General features: G+C 63.6%; 3 protein-coding genes (1 of these 3 cut by a window edge). All 3 read left to right on the top strand.

Going from position 1 to position 25,158, the window contains the following annotated elements; translation table 11 throughout:
• Tightly spaced (each overlapping or abutting the next), the 3 genes in view from AAIS01_RS21915 to AAIS01_RS21905 form a layout consistent with a single transcriptional unit that may run on beyond the window.
• On the top strand, positions 1-8,402 hold the 3' portion of the coding sequence (locus AAIS01_RS21915; protein WP_343470649.1) for a non-ribosomal peptide synthase/polyketide synthase. The gene continues 4,084 nt to the left of window position 1, outside the view; the window shows 8,402 of its 12,486 coding nt (coding positions 4,085-12,486); its start codon lies beyond the left edge, outside the window; the stop codon is at positions 8,400-8,402.
• Positions 8,402-21,931 carry a non-ribosomal peptide synthase/polyketide synthase gene (locus AAIS01_RS21910; protein ID WP_343470648.1) on the top strand — a complete coding sequence of 4,510 codons (13,530 nt, stop codon included), beginning with the start codon at positions 8,402-8,404 and terminating at the stop codon, positions 21,929-21,931. The genes AAIS01_RS21915 and AAIS01_RS21910 overlap by 1 nt, the downstream gene beginning before the upstream one ends.
• Entirely contained in the window at positions 21,928-25,158 is a 3,231-nt protein-coding gene (locus tag AAIS01_RS21905; RefSeq protein ID WP_343470647.1) for a non-ribosomal peptide synthetase, read from the top strand. The genes AAIS01_RS21910 and AAIS01_RS21905 overlap by 4 nt, the downstream gene beginning before the upstream one ends.

The raw sequence follows: 25,158 nt of genomic DNA, 5'->3' as shown, positions 1-25,158 counted from the left end.
GTCATGGCCGTGAAGCGCTGTTCGAAGACATCGACCTGACCCGGACGGTGGGTTGGTTCACCAGCCTGTTCGCGGTGAAGCTGACGGCCAGCGACGATCTCGGCGGTTCGATCAAGGCGATCAAGGAACACCTGCGCGGCGTCCCGGACAAAGGCCTGGGTTATGGCGTGCTGCGTCATTTGGCGGCACCTTCGGTGCGCGCCGAACTGGCGGATCTGGCGCCCCCGCGCATCACGTTCAACTATCTCGGGCAGTTCGACCGGCAGTTCGATGAGGCGGCGTTGTTCGTGCCCTCCAGCGAAGGCAGCGGCGTCGCCCAGGACCCGACGGCACCCCTGGCCAACTGGCTGACCGTGGAAGGTCAGGTCTATGGCGGCGAACTGGCGATGAGTTGGGGTTTCAGCCGTGAGATGTTCGACCGCGCGACCGTGCAGCAACTGGTCGATCGATACGCCATTGAGCTAAAGGCGCTGATCGAACATTGCGCCAACCTGGTCACGCCGCAAGCCACACCGTCGGATTTCCCGATGGCGTCTGTCACTCAGGCGCAACTCGACGGGCTGCCGGTGCCGGCCGGCCAACTCGACGATCTCTATCCACTGTCGCCGATGCAGCAGGGGCTGTTGTTCCACACCCTCTACGAGCAGGCCGCCGGTGAGTACGTGAACCAGTTGCGGGTGGACGTGCAAGGCCTGGACCCCGAGCGTTTCCGCGCCGCTTGGCAAGCCACCGTCGATGCGCAGGACATCTTGCGCAGCGGCTTCGTCTGGCAGGGGCAATTGCAGCAACCGCTGCAGATCGTCCACAAGAAGGTGCAATTGCCGTTCACGATGCTGGACTGGCGCGAGCGTAGCGATCCGGCGCAGGCCCTTGCCGCGCTGGCCGATACCGAGCGCGCGCAAGGTTTCGATCTGAGCCAGGCGCCGCTGTTGCGCCTGGTGCTGGTGCAGACCGGCACCGACCACTGGCATTTGATCTACACCTATCACCACATCTTGATGGACGGCTGGAGCAATTCGCAGCTGCTCGGTGAGGTGATGCAACGCTACAGCGGCCGCACGTCGGCCAGCGCTGTCGGGCGCTATCGCGATTACATCGCCTGGCTGCAACGTCAGGACGGGCAGTTGAGCGAGGCGTTCTGGAGCGCTCAACTGGCGACTTTGCAGGAGCCGACCCGCTTGGCGCGAGTGATGTCCGCCAGCGAAATCCACAGCGGTCATGGCGATCACTTCCAGACCCTGGACGTTCAGCGCACCCAGGTCCTGGAACAGTTTGCCCGCCAGCAGAAAGTCACCCTCAATACCTTGGTGCAAGCGGCGTGGCTGTTGTTGCTGCAACGCTATACCGGTCACGACTGCGTCGCCTTTGGCGCCACCGTGGCCGGGCGTCCGGCGGACTTGCCGGGCATCGAGCGACAGGTCGGCCTGTTCATCAACACGTTGCCGGTGATCGCCGCGCCGCGCCCGGATCAGTCGGTCGGGGCCTGGCTGCAAGCGGTGCAGGCGCAGAACCTGAGCCTGCGCGATTTCGAACACACGCCGCTGGCCGACATCCAGCGCTGGGCCGGGCAGGGCGGCGAAGCGCTGTTCGACAACATCCTGGTGTTCGAAAACTACCCCATCGCCCAGGCCCTGCAAGAAGGCGCCGGGCAGGGCGTGGTGTTCGGTGAGGTCACACACCAGGAGCAAACCCATTACCCGTTGAGCGTTGCGGTGACCATTGGCCAGAGCCTGGCGCTGCACTACAGCTTCGACCGGGCGCATTTCAGCCCGGCGGCCATCGCTGGCATCAGCGAGCATCTGTTGCAACTGCTGGAACGCTTCGCCGAATCGGCGCTGCGCAACCTGGGGGAAATCGCCTTGGCCGGCGCCGAGGAGCAGGCCCGGCAGCAGGCGGCCAACCACCCGCAGCCATACCCGACCGACATTGCCGTACACCAGCGCATCGCCCATCTGGCGACGCTAAACCCGCACAGTACGGCGGTGATCTTTGACGGCCAGCATTTCAGTTATGGCGACATCGAGCGGCGGGCGAACCAATTGGCCCACGCACTGATAACCCAGGGTGTGGGCCCGGAAACCCGGGTCGGTGTGGCTTTGCCGCGCAGCGAAGGGGTGATTGTCGCGCTGCTGGCGGTGCTCAAGGCCGGCGGTGCGTACGTGCCGCTGGACACCAGCTACCCCCGCGAGCGCCTGGCGTACCTGATCGAGGATTCAGGGCTGGCGTTGTTGCTCACCGACTCCCGGGTGTCGGCGCAGTTGCCGTTGGAAAGCGCCGCCCGGGTGCTGGAACTCGATCACCTGGACCTGAGCCTGCAACCGGTGAGCACACCGTCCGTCCAGATCGACCCGCAGAATCTCGCTTACGTGATCTACACCTCCGGTTCCACCGGTAATCCCAAGGGGGTGAGTGTGGCCCATGGTCCGTTGGCGATGCACTGCCAGGCCATCGGCGAGCGCTATGAAATGCACAGCAGCGATTGCGAATTCCATTTCATGTCCTTCGCCTTCGACGGTGCCCATGAGCGCTGGCTCACCAGCCTGACCCACGGTGCCTCTTTGCTGATTCGCGATGACAGCCTGTGGACCCCGGAACAAACCTATAACGCCATGCGCGAGCACGCTGTGACGGTGGTGGCGTTCCCGCCGGTGTACCTGCAACAACTGGCCGAACACGCCGAGCGCGAAGGCAACCCGCCGAAGGTGCGCATCTATTGTTTTGGCGGCGATGCGGTGGCCAATGCCAGTTTCGAACGGGTCAAGCGCGCCCTGAATCCAGACTTCATCATCAACGGCTACGGCCCGACCGAAACCGTGGTCACGCCGCTGATCTGGAAAGCGGGTCGTGACGTAGTGTGCGGGGCCGCGTATGCGCCCATCGGCAGCCGCATCGGCGACCGCAGCGCCTACGTGCTGGACGCCGACCTGAACCTGCTGCCCCAAGGCATGGCCGGTGAGCTGTACCTGGGTGGCAGCGGTCTGGCCCGGGGTTACCTCAACCGTCCAGGCTTGACGGCCGAGCGGTTTGTCGCCGACCCGTTCAGTGCGGGCGGTGGCTTGCTGTACCGCACTGGCGACCTGGTGCGCCAGCGCGCCGACGGCACGTTCGATTACCTGGACCGCATCGACAACCAGGTGAAGATTCGTGGTTTCCGTATCGAACTGGGAGAAGTCGAAGCCAGCCTGCAAGCCCTCGATGGCGTGCGTGAAGCGGTGGTGGTCGCCCAGGAAGGCAGCGCCGGCAGCGGCAAGCGTCTGGTGGCCTATGTGGTGGCCGATGAATCAATGGTCTCGCGTGCCGATTTCACCGAGCACCTGCGCGACCAACTCAAGGCCACCCTGCCGGCGCACATGGTCCCGGCCTATCTGCTGCTGCTCGAACGCCTGCCGCTGACCCCCAACGGCAAGCTCGACCGCAAGAACCTGCCCAAGCCTGACGTCAGCCAATTGCAGCAACGCTACGTGGCACCGCGCAGCACCCTGGAGCAGCAACTGGTGTCCATCTGGCAGGACGTGCTCAAGCTCGGGCAAGTCGGCCTGCGGGATAACTTCTTCGAACTGGGGGGCGATTCCATCGTCTCGATCCAGGTGGTCAGCCGCGCCCGGCAGGCCGGTATTCATTTCACCCCCAAAGACTTGTTCCAGCACCAGACCGTCGAAGCGTTGGCGGTGGTGGCGCGTCTGGGTGAAACCACGCACGTCATCGATCAAGGCCCGGTGACCGGTGAACTGACCCTGTTGCCGGTGCAACGGCTGTTCTTCGAGCAGGCGATCCCGGAGCGTCAGCACTGGAACCAGGCAGTGATGCTCAAGCCCACACACGCTCTGGATGCCCGTGTGCTGGCGCAAGCCTTGAGCGCGCTGGTGGTGCATCACGATGGCTTGCGCTTGAGCTTCAGCGAACGCAGCGAGGGCTGGCAGGCCTCTTACCGGTCCCCGGCCAGCCACTGCGCAGACCTGCTCTGGGCGGTGGATGTGCCCGACGCTCAGGCGCTGGATAATATTGCCAACCGCGCGCAACGCAGCCTGGACCCGCAAGACGGGCCATTGTTGCGGGCGGTGCTGGCGACGCTGGCCGATGGCAGCCAGCGGCTGTTGCTGGTGATCCACCACCTGGTGGTGGATGGCGTGTCGTGGCGGATTCTGTTCGACGATCTGCAAAGCGCCTACCGGCAACTGGCCGACGGCGCGATGCTGCAGTGGCCGGCGAAAACGACCTCGGCACAGGTCTGGGCCGAACGTTTGCAAGGTTATGCCCGCAGCGCGTCGTTGCAGGAAGAACTGGCCTACTGGCAGACCCAGTTGGAGGGCGTCGATGGGCAGTTGCCGATGGACAATCCCCAGGGCGGCCAGCAGAACCACCTCGCGCTGACGGTACGCACCCGGCTCGATGCTTCATTGACCCGCCAACTGCTGCAAGACGCGCCCAAGGCCTATCGCACCCAGGTCAATGATCTGCTGCTCACCGCGTTGGCCCGGGTCATGGTGCGCTGGACCGGCTCCGACAGCGCGTTGATCCAGCTCGAAGGCCATGGCCGCGAAGCGTTGTTCGATGACGTGGACCTGACCCGCACCGTTGGTTGGTTCACCAGCCTGTACCCGGCCAGACTGACGCCGCTGACGGATCTGGGGAATTCCCTCAAGCAGATCAAGGAGCAGTTGCGCTCGATCCCCAACAAAGGTCTGGGTTTCGGTGCCTTGGCCCATCTGGCGGATAGCCCGACGCAGGCGATCCTTGCCCGGCTGCCGGTACCGCAGCTGACCTTCAATTACCTGGGGCAGTTCGATGCCAGCTTCAGCGAAGCGCAAGGTGCCTTGTTCGTGCCGGCCAGCGAAGGCGCCGGCGATGAATTGAGCGCCCAGGCACCGCTGTCCAACGTCCTGGCGCTTAACGGCCAAGTGTTTGGCGGCGAACTGAACCTGGGCTGGACCTTCAGCCGCGAGCAGTTCAACGAAGCCACCGTCCAGGCTCTGGCCGACGATTACGCCCGCGAGTTGCAAGGCCTGATCGAACATTGCTGCCACGGCGAGCATGGCGGCGTGACGCCGTCGGACTTCCCCCTGGCCCGCCTGAACCAGCAGCAACTCGATGGATTGCCGGTGGCGACGGCGCAGATCGCCGACCTGTATCCGTTGTCGCCGATGCAACAAGGGATGCTGTTCCATAGCGTCTACGGCGACGCCACGGGCGACTACATCAACCAATTGCGTCTGGACGTCGAAGGGCTTGACCCGCAACGTTTCCGTCAAGCCTGGCAGGCAGCGGTGGACGCCCATGACATCCTGCGCACGCGGTTGGTCTGGCAGGGTGACCTGCCAGATCCGGTGCAGATCGTCAGCAAGCAGCTGGACTTGCCTTACCGCTTGCATGATTTGCGGGACGCTGCGCAGCCCGATGAGACCTTGCAGGCCCTGGCCGAAGCCGAGCGCCAGCAGCTGGACCTAAGCGCACCGGCCCTGTTGCGGCTGCTGATGGTGCGGCTCGATGAGCAGCGCTATCAGTTGATCTACACCCACCATCACATCCTGATGGACGGCTGGAGCAATTCCCAGTTGCTGGGGGAAGTGTTGCAGCGCTACAACGGCCAGAGCGTTTCGGTGCACGGCGGTCGTTACCGCGATTACATCGCCTGGTTGCAACGCCAGGATGCGGCGGCCAGCGAAGCGTTCTGGAGACCGGCGCTGCAGCGCCTGGAGACGCCGACGCGTCTGGCCGATGCTGTGGCGAAGTCCGGGGAGGCCGACACGGGCTACGGTGATCATGTGCAGGTCCTGGACGAGGCGCTGACCCGGCGCCTGGAAACGTTTGCCCGCGCCTCGAAAGTCACCGTCAACACGCTGGTGCAGGCGGCGTGGCTGCTGTTGTTGCAGCGTTACACCGGCAAAGACACCGTGGCCTTCGGCGCGACGGTGGCCGGTCGCCCGGCGGACTTGCCCGGTATCGAGCAGCAGATCGGTCTGTTCATCAACACCTTGCCGGTGATCGCCAGCCCCCGGGCCGAACAGTCCCTGGACAGCTGGTTGCAAGCCGTGCAAGGGCAAAACCTGGCGCTGCGCGAGTTCGAGCACACCGCGTTGCTGGATATCCAGCGCTGGGCCGGGCAGGGTGGTGAAGCGCTGTTCGACAGTTTGCTGGTGTTCGAGAACTATCCGATTTCCCAGGCCTTGGAGCAGGGCGCACCGGACGGTTTGCGCTTTGGTCCGCCGCTCACTCAGGAACAAACCAGCTATCCCTTGACGCTGTTGGTGGGGGTGGATCGGCAACTGTCGGTGCACATGAGCTACCAGCAGGCGAGTTTCTCGGCGGCCACCGTGGAACGGCTGGCGGTCCATCTCGCTCAGTTGCTGGGACAGATGACCGATGGCGGCGAGCGTTGCCTGGGTGAACTGTCGATGCTGGAGTTCGATGAGCATCAGCGCCTGACCCACGACTGGAACCCGGTTGATGCGCCCTTCGAACAAGCGCTGTGCATCCACCAGATGATTGCTCGCCAGGCCGAGGCCGCACCGGATGCCCTGGCGGTGACCTTCGCCGACACCCGTCTGAGCTACAGCGAACTCGATGGCCGCGCCAATCGCCTGGCTCACCAGCTCATCGAAATGGGCGTGGGTCCGGAAGTGCGGGTGGGCGTGGCGATGCCGCGCTCCGAACACCTGCTGATCGCCTTGCTGGCGGTGCTCAAGGCCGGCGGCGCCTACGTGCCGCTGGACCCGGATTACCCGGCCGAGCGCGTGGCCTACATGCTCGACGACAGCCGCGCGCGGGTGTTGCTGACTGAACAACCCGTGGCGGCGACGCTGAACGTGCCGGCCGAAACCGCTGTGCTGATGCTGGATCAGCTCGACCTGGCGCACTACCCATTGAGCGCACCGCACACAACGGTCACGCCAGATAACCTGGCCTACGTGATCTACACCTCCGGCTCCACCGGCCAACCCAAGGGGGTGGCGATTGCCCATCGCAACGTGCTGGCGCTGATCGACTGGTCCAGATCGGTCTACAGCCAGGACGACATCCAGGGCGTGCTCGCTTCGACTTCAGTGTGCTTCGACTTGTCGGTGTGGGAGCTGTTCGTGACCTTGGCCAACGGCGGTTCGCTGATCATCGCCCGTAACGCCCTGGAGCTGCCGCAACTGCCGGCCCGCGATCAGGTACGGCTGATCAACAGCGTGCCGTCGGCCGTCGCCGCGTTGCAGCGCAGCGGCGAAATTCCGGCCAGCGTGCGCATCATCAACCTGGCGGGTGAGCCGCTGAAGCAAAGCTTGGTGGATGAGTTGTATCAGCATCCTCCCCAGCCTGTAGGAGCAACGCCTGTGGGAGCAAAGCTTGCTCGCGATGGCGTCCTATCAGCTGACTTGTGCGTGACTGACTCACCGCTATCGCGAGCAAGCTTTGCTCCCACAGACCTGCTCCCACAGTTGGCAGGGATTGAGCATGTCTACGACCTCTACGGCCCCTCGGAAGACACCACCTATTCGACCTGGGCCCGCCGCACCGCTGGCGGCACGGCGAACATCGGCCGGCCCCTCAAGCACACCGCCAGCTACCTGCTGGGCGCCGACCTGCAACCCGTCCCCCAAGGTGTGTCGGCCGAGCTGTACCTGAGCGGTGCGGGCATCACCCGTGGCTACCTCGGGCGGGCGGCGATGACCGCCGAGAAGTACGTGCCCAACCCGTTTTCCACCACCGGCGAACGTCTATACCGCACGGGTGACCTGAGCCGTTATCGCACCGATGGCGTGCTCGAATATCAGGGCCGCATCGACCATCAGGTGAAGATTCGCGGCTTCCGCATCGAGTTGGGGGAAATCGAGGCGCGACTGCTGCAACAGCCCCAGGTGCGTGACGTGGCGGTGCTGGCCCAGGACGTGTCGGGCGGCCAGCAATTGGTGGCCTACCTGGTCGCGCCGTCGCTGAACCTGAAGGGCGCCGAGGAGCAACGCGCACTGCGCGATGAACTCAAGGCCAGGCTCAAGGAACACCTGCCCGACTACATGATTCCGACCCATCTGCTGTTCCTCGATCAATTGCCGCTGACCCCCAACGGCAAGCTCGACCGCAAGGCCTTGCCGGCTGTGGACACCGGTCTGTTGCAGGCCGGTTATGTCGAGCCCGTCACTGAGCTTGAGCAGCAGGTCGCGGCGATCTGGGCACAGGTGCTCACGGTGCAGCGCGTGGGCCTGAACGATCACTTTTTCGAGTTGGGCGGCCATTCGCTGCTGGCGGTCAATGCCGTCTCGCGCATGGCCCTCGAACTGGGCTTGACCCTGACCCCGCAACTGATTTTCCAGCACCCCGTCCTGAGGGATTTTGTCGCGCAACTGGACACCGGGGACGCGCCAATCAATGAACAGAAACTCAGCAAGCTGCAAGCCCTGCTTGATGAAATGGAGGAAGTCTGATGGACAAGAGTGTTGCTTTGACGATTGCCAAGCGCTTTATCACTCTGCCGCTGGACAAACGTAAGCTGTACCTGGAGAAGATGCTCGAAGAGGGTGTTTCGCCGGCCAATCTGCCGATTCCCGAGGTGCGTCTGGGGTTCGAACACATCCCGCTCTCCTATGCCCAGGAACGTCAATGGTTCCTCTGGCAAATGGACCCCCACAGCTCGGCTTACCACATCCCCAGTGCCCTGCGCCTCAAGGGGCAACTGGACGTGCCGGCCCTGGAGCGCAGCTTCAACGCACTGCTCGAGCGCCACGAGAGCCTGCGCACCACTTTCATCGAGAACGGCGAGCAAGCCGTGCAGGTCATTCACCCGAACATGCCGCTGTGCATCGCGGTCCAGGCCTTGACTGCCGGTCCGTTGGCCAGCCTGGACGACGACATCAAGGCGTTCGTCGAGGCTGAAACCGCACGCCCGTTCGATTTGCGCCAGGGGCCGTTGCTGCGGGTTTCGCTGTTGAAAATCGCCGAGGATGACCACGTGCTGGCGCTGATCCAGCATCACATCATTGCCGATGGCTGGTCGATGCAGGTGCTGGTGGATGAGCTGGTGCGGCACTACGCGGCCGACACCGCCGGCCAGCCGTTGGCGTTGCCAGCGCTGAGCGTGCAATACGCCGACTATGCGATCTGGCAGCGTCACTGGCTCGAGGCCGGTGAGCGTGAGCGGCAGTTGGCCTACTGGGTGCAGACCCTGGGCGACGAACAACCCGTATTGGAGTTGCCCCTCGATCATCCGCGCCCGCCCGTGCAGAGCTTTCGCGGTGCACGCCTGGACCTGAACCTGCCGCCGGAACTGGGCGCGGCGCTCAAGCAGTTGGCCCAGCGCGAAGGCGCCAGTCTGTTCATGGTCTTGCTGGCGTCTTTCCAGGCCTTGCTGCATCGCTACAGCGGCCAGCCGCAGATTCGCGTCGGCGTGCCGGTGGCTAACCGCAATCGGGTCGAGACCGAGGGCCTGATCGGCTTTTTCGTCAACACCCAGGTGCTCAATGCCCATGTGGATGGACAACTGCCGTTCGACCGCTTGCTCGCGCAGGTCAAGCAGTCGGCCATGGCGGCCCAGGCTCATCAGGACTTGCCGTTCGAGCAGTTGATCGAGGCCCTGCAACCTGAACGCAGCCTCAGCCACAGTCCGATCTTCCAGGTCATGTTCAACCACCAGACCGCCAGCGACACCCAGAACCGACAACTGCAACTGCCGCACTTGAGCGTCGAAGACCTGGTGTGGGAAGGGCGCACCGCCCAGTTCGATCTGACCCTGGGCACTTATGAAACCGGGCAGGGTGTGGCGGCGGAGCTGACTTACGCCACCGACCTGTTCGAACCGCAGACGATTGAACGACTGGCGCGCCACTGGCAAAACCTGTTGCAGGGCATCGTCGATGCGCCGCAGCAGCGCATCGGTGAGTTGCCGCTGCTCGACACCGCCCAGCAGCGCCGCACACAGCAAGACTGGCACCGTGTGGTCGACCATGGCAGCGCCGCCCTCTGCGTGCACCAGCGCATCGCCGAACAGGCGCGCGACACGCCCGATGCACTGGCGTTGACCATTGATGGACAGGCCTTGAGCTACGGGCAACTGGACGCACGCGCCAACCAGCTCGCCCACCACCTGATTGCCCTGGGCGTGACGCCGGATCAGCCGGTGGGCATCGCGGTGCAGCGCAGCGCCGAGATGATCGTCGGCCTGCTGGCGATTCTCAAGGCCGGTGGCGCTTATGTGCCGTTGGACCCGGCGTACCCCGAAGATCGCCTGGCCTACATGATCCAGGACAGCGGCATCGAGTGGCTGCTGACTCAGGCCCCTTTGCAAGCTCAACTGCCGATCCCTGCGACCCTCCAGACCCTGTTGCTGGACCAGCCGGACGCCGCTTGGCTCGATGCACCGCGCACTTGTCCGGCGGTGCCATTGACCGCCGAGCACCTGGCCTACGTCATCTACACCTCCGGCTCCACTGGCAAACCCAAGGGCGTGATGGTGCGTCATGGCGCGCTGAGCAATTTCGTCACCAGCATGATCGCCCAGCCGGGTCTTACGGCCAGCGATCGCATGCTGTCGCTGACGACGTTTTCCTTCGACATTTTTGGCCTGGAAATCTACGGGCCATTGTCGGCTGGCGCCAGCGTGGTGCTGACCGGGCAGAACGTGCACCAGGATCCGCAAGCGGTGTTGGCGCTGATCGAACAACACGATGTGACGGTGTTGCAAGCCACGCCTTCGAGCTGGCGTATGTTGCTCGATCATGAGCACTCGGCGTTGCTGGCCGGTCGCACGTTCCTCTGTGGCGGCGAGGCGTTGCCCCTGGAGTTGGCGCAACGACTGCTGGCGCTTTCGCCGAGGGTCTGGAATCTCTATGGCCCGACCGAAACCACGATCTGGTCGGCGGTGCATCCGCTGAGTCTGGAAAGCAGCCGTCCGTTCCTGGGCAAGCCGCTGGACAACACTGCGCTGTATATCGTTGGCAGTGACCTGACGCTCAACCCCGCGGGCGCGCCGGGTGAGTTGCTGATCGGCGGTGACGGGCTGGCCCGCGGCTACTTTCAACGTCCGGCGTTGACCGCCGAACGTTTTGTGCCGGACCCGTTCTCCACCCGCGGCGAGCGGCTGTACCGCACCGGCGACCTGACCCGCTATCGGGCCGAAGGCGTGGTGGAGTACATCGGACGCATCGACCATCAGGTCAAGATTCGTGGCTTGCGCATAGAACTGGGTGAAATCGAAGCCGCGCTGCTGGCGCAGGACAGTGTGCGGGAAACCGTGGTGGTGGCCCATGAAGCCCCGACCGGTGCGCAACTGGTGGGTTACGTGGTGCCCGCGACCGGTGAAGTAGCGGACGAGTCTTCGTTACGCGCTTCGCTCAAAGCTGCGCTCAAGGCGCAATTGCCCGAGTACATGGTTCCGGCACACTTGGTGTTCCTGGCACAACTGCCGCTGACGCCCAATGGCAAGGTCGATCGCAAGGCGTTGCCGGCGCCTGATGTTGGCGACGTGCAACGGCTTTACGTGGCACCCCGCAGTCAACGTGAGCAACAGGTGGCAGCGATCTGGCAGGAGGTGCTCAAGCTTGAACGAGTAGGGCTGGAGGACAACTTTTTTGAGTTGGGTGGGCACTCGCTGCTGGTCACCCAAGTGGTGTCTCGGGTCCGTCGGGCGCTGGAAATCGAAGTGCCGCTGCGCAGTCTGTTCGAACACAGCACGTTGCAGGATTTTGTCGGCGCCCTCGACGCCGACCAAGGCGAACAGGCGCCTGCGATGGTGCCGGTGTCGCGTGACACACCGCTGCCGCTGTCGTTTGCCCAGGAACGCCAGTGGTTCCTGTGGAAAATGGACCCCGACAGCGCCGCCTACAATATTCCGACCGCGCTGCGGATACGCGGTGCGCTGGACAAAATCGCCCTGCGTCACAGCTTTGAAGCGCTGCTGGAACGTCACGAAAGCTTGCGCACGGCGTTCGTCGAGGACGATGGCCGCACCTGCCAGGTGATTCGCCCGCAGGGGCAGGTCCACTTCGTCGAGCACCGCCTGGCAGTGGCGGACGAGGCCAGTATTCAGGCGTTCCTCGAGCAGCAGACGCAACGCCCGTTCGATCTGCTCAGCGAGGCGCTGTTGCGCGTGGCGCTGCTGCAGCTGAGTGAGCAGGAGCACCTGCTGGTCCTGACTGTGCATCACATCGTTGCCGACGCCTGGTCGTTGCAGGTGATGGTCGATGACCTGATGAGCCTGTATTCGGCTTTCATTCAGGAGCAGCCCGCGCAGTTGCCGCCTCTGGCGGTGCAATACGCCGACTATGCCGTCTGGCAGCGGCAATGGATGGCCGCCGGCGAACAGGAGCGACAACTGGCGTACTGGACCGGGCAACTGGGCAGCGAGCAACCGCTGTTGGCGCTGCCCACAGACCATCCGCGCCCGGCGCAGCAAAGCCTGCGCGGCGCGCGTATGCCGATTGTGCTGGATCGCGCGTTGAGCGATGCCCTCAAAGCCCTGGCCCGACGGGAAAACATCACGCTGTTTGTGCTGCTGCTCGGCTCTTTCCACGCTTTGTTGCACCGCTACAGCGGTCAGGCCGACATCCGCGTCGGGGTGCCGATTGCCAACCGTCAACGCCTGGAAACCGAGCGGTTGATCGGTTTCTTCGTCAATACCCAGGTGCTGCGGGCCGAGTTCCACAGCGATCTGACCGGCGCCGGTTTGTTGCAACAGCTCAAGCAGACGGCCATGGCGGCGCAGATGCATCAGGACCTGCCGTTCGAGCAATTGGTCGATGCCTTGCAACCGCAGCGCAACCTGAGCCACAGCCCGTTGTTCCAGGCCATGTTCAACCATCGCAACGAAACCGGTGCGACACTGGCCCATGCCTTGCCGGGCTTGGCGGTCGAACCGTTTGGCTGGGCGCAGCGCACCGCACAATTCGACCTGAGCCTGGATACCACCGACAGCCCGCAAGGGCTGCACGCCGCCCTGACCTACGCCACGGATCTGTTCGAGCCGGCCACCGTCGAGCGCATGGGCCGGCATTGGCTCAACCTGTTGCAAGGCCTGGTGCAGGACCTGCATCGCCCCGTTGCGCAGTGGGCGCTACTGGACGATGACGAACGGCGGCGGATGCTGGTCGACTGGAACGCAACGACGGCCCAATATCCCCTTGATCGCAGTGTGCACGGGCTGATCGAAGAACAGGTGCGGCGAACCCCGGATGCGCCGGCACTGGTTTTCGGCGAGCACCGTCTGACCTATGCCCAGCTCAACGCCCGGGCCAATCGGTTGGCTCACCGGCTGATCGAGCTGGGCGTCGGTCCGGATGTGCTGGTGGGCATTGCCGTGGAACGTTCCGTGGAAATGGTTCTGGGGTTGCTGGCGATTCTCAAGGCCGGCGGTGCCTATGTGCCGCTGGACCCGGAATATCCACGGGAGCGCTTGGCCTACATGTTCGACGACAGCGGCATCGGTTTGCTGCTGACCCAGAGCCACTTGCTTGAACAATTGCCGATCCCGCAGGGGCTGCGCAGCCTGGTGCTGGATCTGCCCGATGACGGGCTGCAAGCAGGCCGCGACGCCAATCCGCAGGTCAAACTCGACGGGGAGAACCTGGCGTATGTGATCTACACCTCGGGGTCCACCGGTAAGCCCAAGGGCGCGGGCAATCGTCATTCGGCGTTGGTCAACCGGCTGTGCTGGATGCAGGATGCGTATCGGCTGGAGGCGAACGACAGCGTGCTGCAAAAAACGCCGTTCAGTTTCGACGTGTCAGTCTGGGAGTTTTTCTGGCCGCTGCTGACCGGCTCGACGCTGGTGGTGGCCGCGCCGGGCGCTCATCGCGACCCGACGCAACTGATCGAACTGATCACGGCGCAGCGCATCACCACGCTGCACTTCGTGCCGTCGATGTTGCAGGCTTTTCTGCAAGACCCACACGTGGCCGAATGCACCAGCCTGAAACGCATCGTGTGCAGCGGTGAAGCCTTGCCGGTGGATGCACAACAGCAGGTGTTCGCCAAACTGCCCAATGCCGGCCTGTACAACCTCTACGGTCCGACCGAGGCGGCCATCGACGTGACCCATTGGACCTGTGTCGAGGAGGGGCGCGACAGCGTGCCGATCGGTCAACCGATTGCCAACCTGGGCACTTGCATCCTCGATGATGAACTGTCGCCGGTGCCAGTGGGGGTAGTCGGCGAGCTGTACCTGGCGGGCGAGGGCCTGGCCCGTGGTTACCATCGACGTGCGGCGCTGACGGCCGAGCGGTTCGTGACCGGCCCCTTCGGCAATGGTCAGCGGCTGTATCGCACCGGTGACCTGGCGCGATACCGCGCCGATGGCGTGATCGAATACGCCGGGCGGATGGATCATCAGGTGAAGATCCGTGGCCTGCGCATCGAGTTGGGTGAAATTGAAGCGCGCCTGGCCGAGCACGACGACGTGCGCGAAGCGGTTGTCATCGCTCAGGACGGGACCTTGCTGGTGGCCTACGTGGTGCCGGCGTGCGCCGAGTGGCTGGTCGCCGAAGACATCGTTCGCCAGACCCTGCAAGGTCGTCTCAAGGAGCATTTGAGCCAGGCCTTGCCCGACTACATGGTGCCGCAGCACTGGTTGTGGCTGGAAAAAATGCCCGTTAGCCCCAACGGCAAACTGGAGCGCAAGGCGCTGCCCAAAACTGATGCCACTGCCAGCCTCAAGGCTTACACCGCACCGGTCACCGCCATCGAACAGACGCTGGCCGGTATCTGGCAAAGCGTGCTCGGGCGTGGGCAAGTGGGTGTCAGTGACAACTTCTTCGAGCTGGGGGGCGATTCGATCATCTCCATCCAGATGGTCAGCCGGGCCCGTCAGGCAGGCATCCATTTCAGCCCCAAGGATCTGTTCATGCACCAGACCATCCAGGGCCTGGCCAACGTGGCGACCCTGGGTGACAGCGGGCTGGGTATCGATCAGGGGCCGGTGACGGGAGAGACGCTGCTGCTGCCGTTTCAGCAATGGTTTTTCGACCAGCCTATGGCCGAGCCTCATCACTGGAACCAGTCGGTGCTGCTCAAGGCGTTACGGCCTGTACACGCGGGGCATCTGGAGCAAGCGTTGCAGGCATTGGTTGCCCATCACGATGCCTTGCGCCTGGCCTTCAGGCGTGAGGACGACGCGTGGACCGCTCGCCATCAAACACTCGCCGAACAGCAGGCGGTTTGGCGCCGCTCACCGCTGTTGTGGACCGCTGAGGTGGCAGATGCCCCGGCGCTGGAGCGCTTGGCCGAACAAGCCCAGCGCAGCCTGGACCTGGAAAGCGGCGCGTTGTTGCGCGGTGTCCTGGCGAACCTGGCCGACGGCAGCCAACGGCTATTGCTGGTGATCCATCACCTGGTGGTGGACGGGGTGTCCTGGCGCATTCTGCTGGAAGACCTGCAACAGGCTTATGAACAATTGCAGGCCGGCCAGACGCCGAAACTGCCGGCCAAGACCAGTGCCACCCAGGCCTGGGCGCAACGCTTGAAAACCCATGCTGGCAGTGCAGCGCTCAACACCCAGAGGGCGTACTGGCAGGGGCAACTTGAGGGCGCTCGCGACGATTTGCCCTGTGACCGGCCGCAGGGCGAACTGCGCAGGTGCCACGGGGCGCAGGTCCAGACGCGTCTGGATAAAAATCAGACCCGCCAACTCTTGCAGCAAGCGCCAGCGGCCTATCGCACTCAGGTCAACGATCTGCTCTTGACGGCCCTGGCCCGGGTGATCGGTCGGTGGACCGGGGATGCCTCGACCTTGATTCAACTGGAGGGACATGGCCGTGAGGCACTGTTCGATGACCTGGATTTGAGTCGCAGTGTCGGCTGGTTCACCAGCCTGTTCCCGGTACGGTTGACTCCGGCGGCTACCCCTGAAGATTCGATCAAGGCGATCAAGGAGCAATTGCGGGCGATACCCGATAAGGGCCTCGGATTCGCTGTGCTGCGCTACCTGGGGGATGAGCAGACGCGGCGTACCCTTCAGGCGTTGCCGGTGCCACGGATCACCTTCAACTATCTGGGCCAGTTCGACAGCGGATTTGCGGATGACGCCGCCGGGCTGTTTATCCCGGCCAGCGAATCGGCGGGCACGCCACAGAGCCCGCTGGCGCCACTGGACAATTGGCTGACGCTCAATGGCAGCGTCTACGCGGGCGAATTGAGCATCGACTGGACGTTCAGCACGCAGATGTTCGATGAGTCGACGATCCAGGCGCTGGCCCTGGATTACGCTCAGGAGCTGCAGGCGTTGATCGAACACTGCTGCCAGACCCGGCATCAGGGTTTCACTCCGTCGGACTTCCCGCTGGCCGGGTTGACCCAGGCCCAACTGGACGCCTTGCCGCTGGCTCCGCGGGAGATCGAAGACATTTATCCGTTGTCGCCCATGCAGCAAGGCATGCTGTTCCATACGCTATATGAGCAACAGGCCGGCAATTACATCAATCAGCTGCGTGTTGATGTCGCAGGCTTGGACGTCGAGCGTTTCCGTCAGGCTTGGCAGGCGGCCATGGACGCCCATGAAGTGCTGCGCAGCAGTTTCGTCTGGGAAGGTGATTTCAAGCGGGCGCTGCAGGTTGTACACAAGCAGAGGGAGGTTGCATTCCTGTTCCACGATGGGTGCGCCGCAGCGAATCCATCCCTGGACCTGGACGCCCTGGCGTTGGCGCAGCGCCAGCAGGGTTTCGAGCTGGATGCGGCGCCGCTGTTGCGCTTGCTGGTGGTGCGCGTGGCGGAAGACCGCTATCACCTGATCTACACCAGCCATCACATCCTGATGGACGGCTGGAGCAACTCGCAGTTGCTCGGTGAAGTGCTGCAGCGCTACAGCGGCCAGGCACCGGCCCGACCGTCTGGACGTTACCGGGACTACATCGACTGGTTATCGCTTCAGGACTCACAGGCCAGCGAGCAATTCTGGACGGCACAACTGGCCGAACTGGACGAACCGACCCACCTTGCGGGGGTCTTTGCCCGGGACCATCGCGGCGAGGCAAGCGACGGCCACGGCGAATATGAACAGGTGCTCGATACCCATGCCATGGCCCGGCTGCATGCCTTTGCCCGCGAGCAGAAAGTGACGGTCAACACGCTGGTGCAGGCGGCCTGGCAGCTATTGCTGCAACGTTGCACCGGGCAGTCAGTGGTTGCCTTCGGCGCCACGGTGGCCGGACGCCCTGCGCATATCCCGGGCGTGGAGCAACAGATCGGTCTGTTCATCAACACCTTGCCGGTGGTCGGCAACCCACGTCCGGAGCAGAGCGTCGGTCAATGGCTGCAAGAGGTCCAAGGGCGCAACCTGAGCCTGCGCGAACACGAACACACGCCGCTGTTCGACATCCAGCGCTGGGCCGGGCAGAGCGGTGCGGCGCTGTTCGACACCTTGCTGGTGTTCGAGAATTATCCGGTTTCCCAGGCGTTGCAGCAGGGCGCACCGGACACGTTGCGTTTCGGTGAGGTGGCCAATCACGAGCAAACCAACTATCCACTGACCCTGGCGGTGAACCAGGGGGAAACGCTGTCGTTGCTCTTGAGTTACAGCCGCGACAGCTTCGCGCCAGACGACATTGCCCGTATCGGCCAGTACCTGTGCAATCTGCTGGAGCAAATGGCGCTTGGCGGCGCGCGCGCGGTGGGGCAACTGTCCTTGCTCGATGCGCAACAGCAAAGGGGGCAGCAGGGCTGGAATGCCACCGCGACGGCGTACCCCCTTGATTGCACTGTGCAGCGACTGATTGAAGCGCAGGTGGAGAAAACCCCTCACGCCCTTGCTTTGGTATTTGAAACCCAACGGCTGAGTTATGCCGCCCTTAACGCCCAGGCCAACCAACTGGCCCATGTGCTGATCGAGCAAGGTGTCGGCCCGGATGTGTTGGTGGGCATCGCCGTGGAGCGTTCGGTGGACATGGTGGTCGGCCTGCTGGCGATCCTCAAGGCCGGTGGTGCCTATGTGCCGCTGGACCCTGAGTACCCACAGGATCGCCTGGCCTATATGTTCGAAGACAGCGGCATTGGCTTGTTGCTGACCCAGCGCCACTTGCTTGAACACCTGCCGGTGCCGGCGGGCCTGCGCAGCCTGGTGCTGGATCAGCCGGGCGACTGGCTGGCTGGCCGCAGCGAGGCCAATCCGGTGGTCGAGCTCAGCGGCGAAAACCTGGCCTATGTGATCTACACCTCCGGTTCCACCGGCAAACCCAAGGGCGCGGGCAACCGGCATTCGGCCCTGGTCAATCGGTTGTGCTGGATGCAGGACGCCTATGGGTTGGAGGCGAACGACAGCGTGCTGCAAAAAACACCGTTCAGTTTCGACGTATCGGTCTGGGAGTTTTTCTGGCCATTGCTGACCGGTTCGACCCTGGTGATGGCACCGCCGGGTGCCCACCGCGATCCGGCGCAGTTGATCGAGTTGATCACCGCGCAGCAGATCACCACCCTGCACTTCGTCCCATCGATGTTGCAGGTCTTCATGCAAGACCCTGCGGTCGGCCGCTGCCAGAGCCTGAAGCGAATTATTTGCAGCGGTGAAGCCTTGCCGGTGGATGCCCAGTTGCAGGTGTTCGCCAAGTTGCCGGCCGCCGGCCTGTACAACTTGTACGGCCCCACCGAAGCGGCCATCGACGTGACGCATTGGACCTGCGTCGATGAAGGTTGCGACGTGGTGCCGATCGGTCAGCCGATTGCCAACCTGAGCACGTTTATCCTCGATCACAACTTGTCGCTACTGCCGGTGGGGGTGACGGGCGAGTTGTATCTGGGCGGCGAAGGCCTGGCTCGCGGCTACCATCGTCGCCCGTCGTTGACGGCCGAGCGCTTTATCACCAGCCCATTCGGTGACGGCGCGCGCTTGTACCGCACCGGCGACCTGGCGCGCTACCGTGCCGATGGCGTCATCGAGTACGCCGGGCGCATGGACCATCAGGTAAAAATCCGTGGCCTGCGCATCGAGTTGGGGGAGATCGAGGCGCGGCTGGCCGAGCATGCCGAGGTCCGCGAAACCGTGGTGATCGCCCAGGACGGCACGGTGCTGGTGGGCTATGTGGTGCCGCAACGCCCGGCGTTGTTGAGTGCCGAGGACGATATCCACCACGAATTCGAGCAGGCATTGAAGGCCCACTTGAGCCAGCATCTGCCGGACTACATGGTCCCGCAGCACTGGGTACTGGTGGAGCGCATGCCGGTGAGCCCGAACGGCAAGCTGGAACGCAAGGCGCTGCCTCGGTTCGACGCCAGCCAGTCGCAGCAAGGCTTCGTGGCACCTGAGGGTGAGCTGGAGCAACAGATTGCCGGTGTCTGGCAAGAAGTGCTGGAAGTGGAACAGGTCGGTCGCAACGATCACTTCTTCGAGCGCGGGGGGCACTCATTGCTGGCGACCCAGGCCGTTTCACGCTTGCGCAAGCTGACCCGCTATCCGCTGAGCCTGCGTGACCTGTTCAATCATCCGCAGCTCAAGGCGCTGGCGGCGCTGATGGCCGGCACCGCCGATGGGCCGGTCCGGGCGGGCGATTCCCGTGAGGTGCGGCTCCAGGCCCATGGGCCACGACGTTCGGCGCCGCTGTCGTTGGTGCAGCGGCGTTTGTGGGTCGCCGAACAATTGTCCGGCGGCACTTCGGCCTATGGCATGCCCATGGCGCTGCGCCTGTGTGGTGAGTTGTCGGTGGAGCGTCTGATGAGCAGCTTTGCCGACGTGGTAGCCCGTCATGACGTATTGCGCACTGCCTATAGCCAGAACGAAGAAGGGGATCCGGTGGCGCTGATTGCCGAGAAGGTCCAACTGGACTTCCCGGTGATTGATCTGTCTGGCTTGTCCCCCAGTGCCCGGCAGGAACAGGTGGCCCAGGCGACGCTGGAAAATGCCCGCACCCCGATCGATCTGGAGCAGGCACCGCTGCTGCGTGGGCGGATCCTGCACCTGGGGCCGACCGAACATGTGTTGCTGTACGCCATGCATCACATCATCTCCGATGGCTGGTCGATGGGGCTGTTGATCAACGAACTGGTGCAGGTCTACGAGGCCTCCCTCAAAGGTGAACCGATGCCGCTGGCGCCCCTGGAGATTCAGTACCATGACTTCGCCTTGTGGCAGCAGGCGCTGGAAGAGCAGGGCGTCTTGGCGCGTCAGGCCGACTACTGGAAACATCGGCTCAGTGGCTATGAGGGGCGCCTGAACCTGCCGCTGGCAAGTCCTCGGGGCCAGACCGCCTCCTATGACGGTGATGCGCTGCAGTTCCAGCTTCCCACCGGGCTCACCGAGGCCTTGCGCCGGCTGTCCAGCGAAGCCGGGGTCACGCTGTACAGCACGCTGCTGGCATCCTTCCAGGTGTTGCTGCATCGGCTCTGCGCTGCGCAAGATCTGGTGGTTGGCGCCGACGTGGCGGGTCGTGAACAGCCGGAGCTGGAGCGGCTGATCGGTTTCTTCGTCAACGTGCTGCCCCTGCGTTCGCGCTTGGACGCCAATGCCACGTTCGCAAGCTTTTTGGCGCAAACCCAGGACAACCTGCTCAGCGCCCTGGAGCATCAGGACTTGCCGTTCGACCAGATTGTCGAAGCCTCGGGCGTGCCGCGACACAAGGGCATGAACCCCTTGCTCCAGGTGTTGTTCGTGATGAACAACGTGCCGGTGCGCACCCGCTCTATAAAGGGGTTGAGCGTGGAACTGCTGCCGGCGCTGGAGACCCATTCTAAATTCGACATGGCGTTGTTCGTTGACGAAGAAGAAGGGCAATTGCGCGGCACTTGGCAATTCGCCACAACCTTGTTCGGACATGAGCGCATTCAGCACCTGATTCAGGCCTGGACCGCCCTGTTGGAACAGATCGTCGCTGATCAGAACATTCAATTGGGAGCTATCAGCATGCCAGTCGACCACTTGGCGGCCGCCGCCAGGCCTGCCACCGTCCCAGGGCCCAAGGCCGATAAGCTGGGCAAGTTTCTCAAACGCTCCGTGACACCGCTCGCCCAGCCTCGACCGGCGCGGGTGCGTGAATCACTGGTGGCTGCACCGCTGCGATTCCCGTTGATGCTGGAGCCGGGTGAACCCCAGCTGGATGTCATCGAGTGGATTCACCAGAACCGGCCGCTGATCGAGCAAAAGCTGGCCGAACACGCGGGCATTCTGTTCCGCGGTTTTGAACTGGACGGCATCCAGGGCTTTGAAGCGTTCGCCGAGGCGATCCAGCCCGGCCTGTATGGTCAGTACGGTGATCTGCCGAAGAAGGAAGGGGGCAAGAACACCTACCGCTCCACGCCGTACCCGGAGCGCAAGATGATTCTGTTCCACAACGAAAGCTCCCATCAGGACCGCTGGCCGCGCAAGCAGATGTTCTATTGCGAGCAAGCCGCGCCTGTGGGCGGTGCGACGCCGGTGGTCGATTGCCGGTTGATGTACGAAAAGCTGCCGTCGGACCTTCGCGAGAAGTTCGAAGACAAAGGGCTGCTGTATGTGCGCACCTTCACCGACAAACTCGACGTGTCGTGGCAGCACTTCTTCAAGACCGAGGACCGCCGCGAAGTGGAGGCCCGGTGTCGGGCGGGCGGTATCCAGTGGCGCTGGCTCGACAACGACGAGTTGCAGACCCGCACCCCGGCGCCCGCGATCATCACGCACCCGATCACCGGGGAGAAGTCGTTCTTCAATCAGGTGCAATTGCATCACATCTATTGGCTGGAGCCGGATGTGCGTGAGGACCTGCTGTCGATGTTCGGCCTGGAACGCATGCCTCGGCATGTGTATTACGGCGATGGCACCCCCATCGAGGATGAGGTGATGGCGCTCATTGGTGATGTGTATGAAGCCTGTGCGGTGCGTTTCGACTGGCGCAAGGGCGACGTGATCCTGCTGGACAACATGTTGGTGGCCCACGCCCGCGACCCGTTCGAGGGCCCTCGCAAGATCGTGGTTGCCATGGGCGATATGTATGAGCGCAGCGCGCTGGAGGGCCAGGCCGATGCTGGGTCCGCCGTCCTGGGCATCCGCAACCTGGAGGAAACCGGAGCATGAACGAGGTATTGATGGACCAACAGAACCCCGGCTTTGCCTTGACCCCCGGGCAACAAGCGATGCTCGAGCAACTGTCGAACACAGCGACCTGTGGCGAAGCCTTGCGTTGGCTGAACGTGGTCATCGACGGTGATCTCGATCCGCAGCGATTGCAGTCCGCGTTCAATACGCTCCTGGCGCAGCAGCCAATGCTGCTGGCCAGGCTGGGCAAAGTGGCCGGTTTCCACGGTTTACGTCAGGCTGCCAGCGGTGCCGCTCGCTTCCCGCTGACGATACAGGCAAGCGTGCAACGGGCCGAAGATGTCCAGGCGCAGATCGAGGATTGGCTGGGCCGTGCTTTTGTGGTGGGCGAATCGCCAAACGTCCAGGCTGTGCTTTATCGTCTGGCGCCGCAGCAATGGCAATGGGTGCTGGGTATCGCCCGCTACAGTGCCGATGCGCAATCGCTGAATCTGCTGCTGGAGCAAATCCAGCAAGCGTACGCCGCCGTTCAGGCACCGGAAGACGACGCGCCGGGCGAGTTTGCCCAGTACCTGGAATGGCGCAGTGAGGTGGTGCTTGATGAAGATGCCGCCAGCGCACGCACCTACTGGCAGCAACACCTGCAAGGAGTGCAGACGGACATCGCCACGCCGTGGCTGGCCGCGCGCAGCGCCGGCAGTGAGGCGGGGGCCGCCGATACCTGTGCGTCGCTGACACTGGAACCGGCCCAGCGCGACGCGTTGCAACGGTTGGCCGAGCAGCTCGGTCAGCCGCTTTCCACGGTGTTGCAAGGCGCATGGTGGGTGTTGCTGGGACGTCTGAGCGGCCTTGAGCAGGCGCTGGTGGGCGTGCGCCATGACAGCCGTGGCGACTATGAGTACTTCGCCAATGCCGTGGGGGTGTTCGAGAAAACCCTGCCGCTTAACGTTTCATTGCCCGCGACGGTGTCGTTCAGCGAGTGGCTGGACGAGCTGGCGGCGCGCCTGGAAGCCCATCGTACCTGGCAGGAATACTGGGCGCCGGAACTGTCGCCTGAGGCAGCGCGGCCGACCTACGGCTTTACGCTGGGGCAGGAGAGGCCTACCGGGACCCGTGGCGGTCTGAACTGGGCAGTCGCAGAGTCCGTGCGTGTGCCGGCAGACTCGTTTGAATTGCTGTTGCAGGTTAAATTGAACGCTGCCCAGCAGCTTGCCGCGGTCAATCTGTATTACGCCAGCTCACGTTATTCGCCGGCCTCGGCCAGCGCCGTGTTGGAACAGTACGGGGTGCTGTTGGCGTCGATCCTTGCCGCTCCACACACCGCGTTGGCGCAGCTCAGCTTGCTCAGTCGCAGCGAAGAGCAGCGCTTGCTGGCAATCAACCCAGTGATGCAGGCATTGGCCGATGGCCGTTATCTGCCGCAGCGCATCGCTGATCTGGCGCTGCATACGCCGAACGCCATCGCCCTGACCGATGGCCGTCAGCAATTGAGTTATGGCCAGTTGCAAGCCCGGGTCGACAGCATGGCGCAGGGCCTCAAGCAGCAAGGCGTGGGCGCCGGTTCGATTGTCGCGCTGGCGTTGCCGCGTTCGGTGGATCTGGTGATTGCAATGCTGGCGAGCTGGCGCCTTGGTGCGGCGTATTTGCCCCTTGATGTGCAGTGGCCCCAGGCGCGTCAGGCGTTGATGCTGGAACAGGCCGGCGCGGCAGTGTTGTTGACCGATGCGGCGTATCTGTCGGCCTGGCAGGATCAGCCGTATAAGGCGCTGACCGCGGCTGAGCTGAGCCACCCGGCTATGGCACTGCCTGCGCTCGCTACCCAAGGCAACGACATCGCCTATGTACTGTTTACCTCCGGCTCCACCGGTGTGCCCAAAGGCGTGGTGATCGAGCATCGGCAACTGCTCAACTACACCGCCCAGGCCAGTCAGGCGCTGGGGCTTGCCCAGTGCAAAAACGTCGCTTTCAGTTCCACCGTGGCGGCGGACCTGGGCAATACGGCGTTGTTTGGCGCGTTGTTCAACGGCGCGACTCTGCATGTGGCCAGCGATGAGCAGATGCAGGACGGCGCGCTGTTTGCCCAGTACCTGCAACAGCAACAGATCGATTGCCTGAAAATCGTGCCGTCGCACCTCGGTGCGCTGCTGGACAGTGAACGGGCGATCCTGCCGCGTACGCTGGTACTGGGTGGTGAGCCAATTGCGGTGACGTTGGTCGAGCGCATCGCCCGGTTGCGCAGCGATTGCCGGGTGTTCAACCACTACGGGCCGACCGAGGCCACGGTGGGGGTGATGATTCATCCGTTGTCACTGAACGGCGCTGCCAGCGACTGTTCGGCGCTGACCCAGGTGTTGGGCAACAACCAGGTTTACGTGCTGGACACCGATCTGCGTTTGGCGCCGGTGGGCGTTCTGGGCGAGGTGTACCTGGGCGGAGCGCAGTTGTGCCGGGGTTATCTGAATGCCGAGGCCGATGAGTCTATGTTCATTCAGAGTCCGTTCGATCCGGCGCAGCGTTTATATCGCACCGGCGACCTGGCGCGTTATCGGCCGGACGGGGCGATCCAGCTATATGGACGGCGCGACCAGCAGGTCAAGGTGCGTGGGTTCCGCATTGAACTGGCGGAGATCGAGGCCGTGCTTCTACGCATGCCACAAGTGGCCGAAGCATTGGTGTTGCCGGCAGCGTCGGTCGAGCAGGGGCTCCTGGCCTTTGTAGTACCGCAGTCGGGGCCGTCGACGGGTTTGCTCGACGCCGCCCGCGCTGAGCTGAGCGCCCGCTTGCCCAGCGTGATGGTGCCGCAGCACATGCAACTGATCGAACATTTTCCGCGACTGGCCAACGGCAAGATTGATCGCAAAGCATTGCAGCAGTTGGCGGGGGTGGTAGCGGATGACGCAGACGCCGCGCCACGCGATGCGCTGGAGCAATTGCTCGCCGCACGCATGGCGCAGTTGCTTGGGCTGGAGCGACTGGGCATTGATCGCGATTTCTTCGCCGCCGGAGGGCATTCGTTGCTGGTGATCAAACTGGTGGCTGGTATTCGCAAGTTGTTGCAGTGCGAAATTCATCCGGGACTGGTCTTCGATCATCCGACCGTGGCGTCGTTGGCCCTGGCCTTGCGGGCGCTAGAGAGCAGTCCGGGGCAGTTGGAAAAAATGGCCCAAATGCGCCTGCGCATGGAGGCGATGAGCCCCGAGGAAAAGGCACTGCTGACCGAACAGGCTCGGCAGCTGCAAGCCGCCAAGGCTGCGCCAGGCATCTGA

Origin of the sequence: Pseudomonas halotolerans (assembly GCF_039581215.1) — a bacterium.
GTDB classification, from domain to species: domain Bacteria; phylum Pseudomonadota; class Gammaproteobacteria; order Pseudomonadales; family Pseudomonadaceae; genus Aquipseudomonas; species Aquipseudomonas tehranensis.
This window is presented reverse-complemented; position numbering and strand designations above follow the sequence as displayed.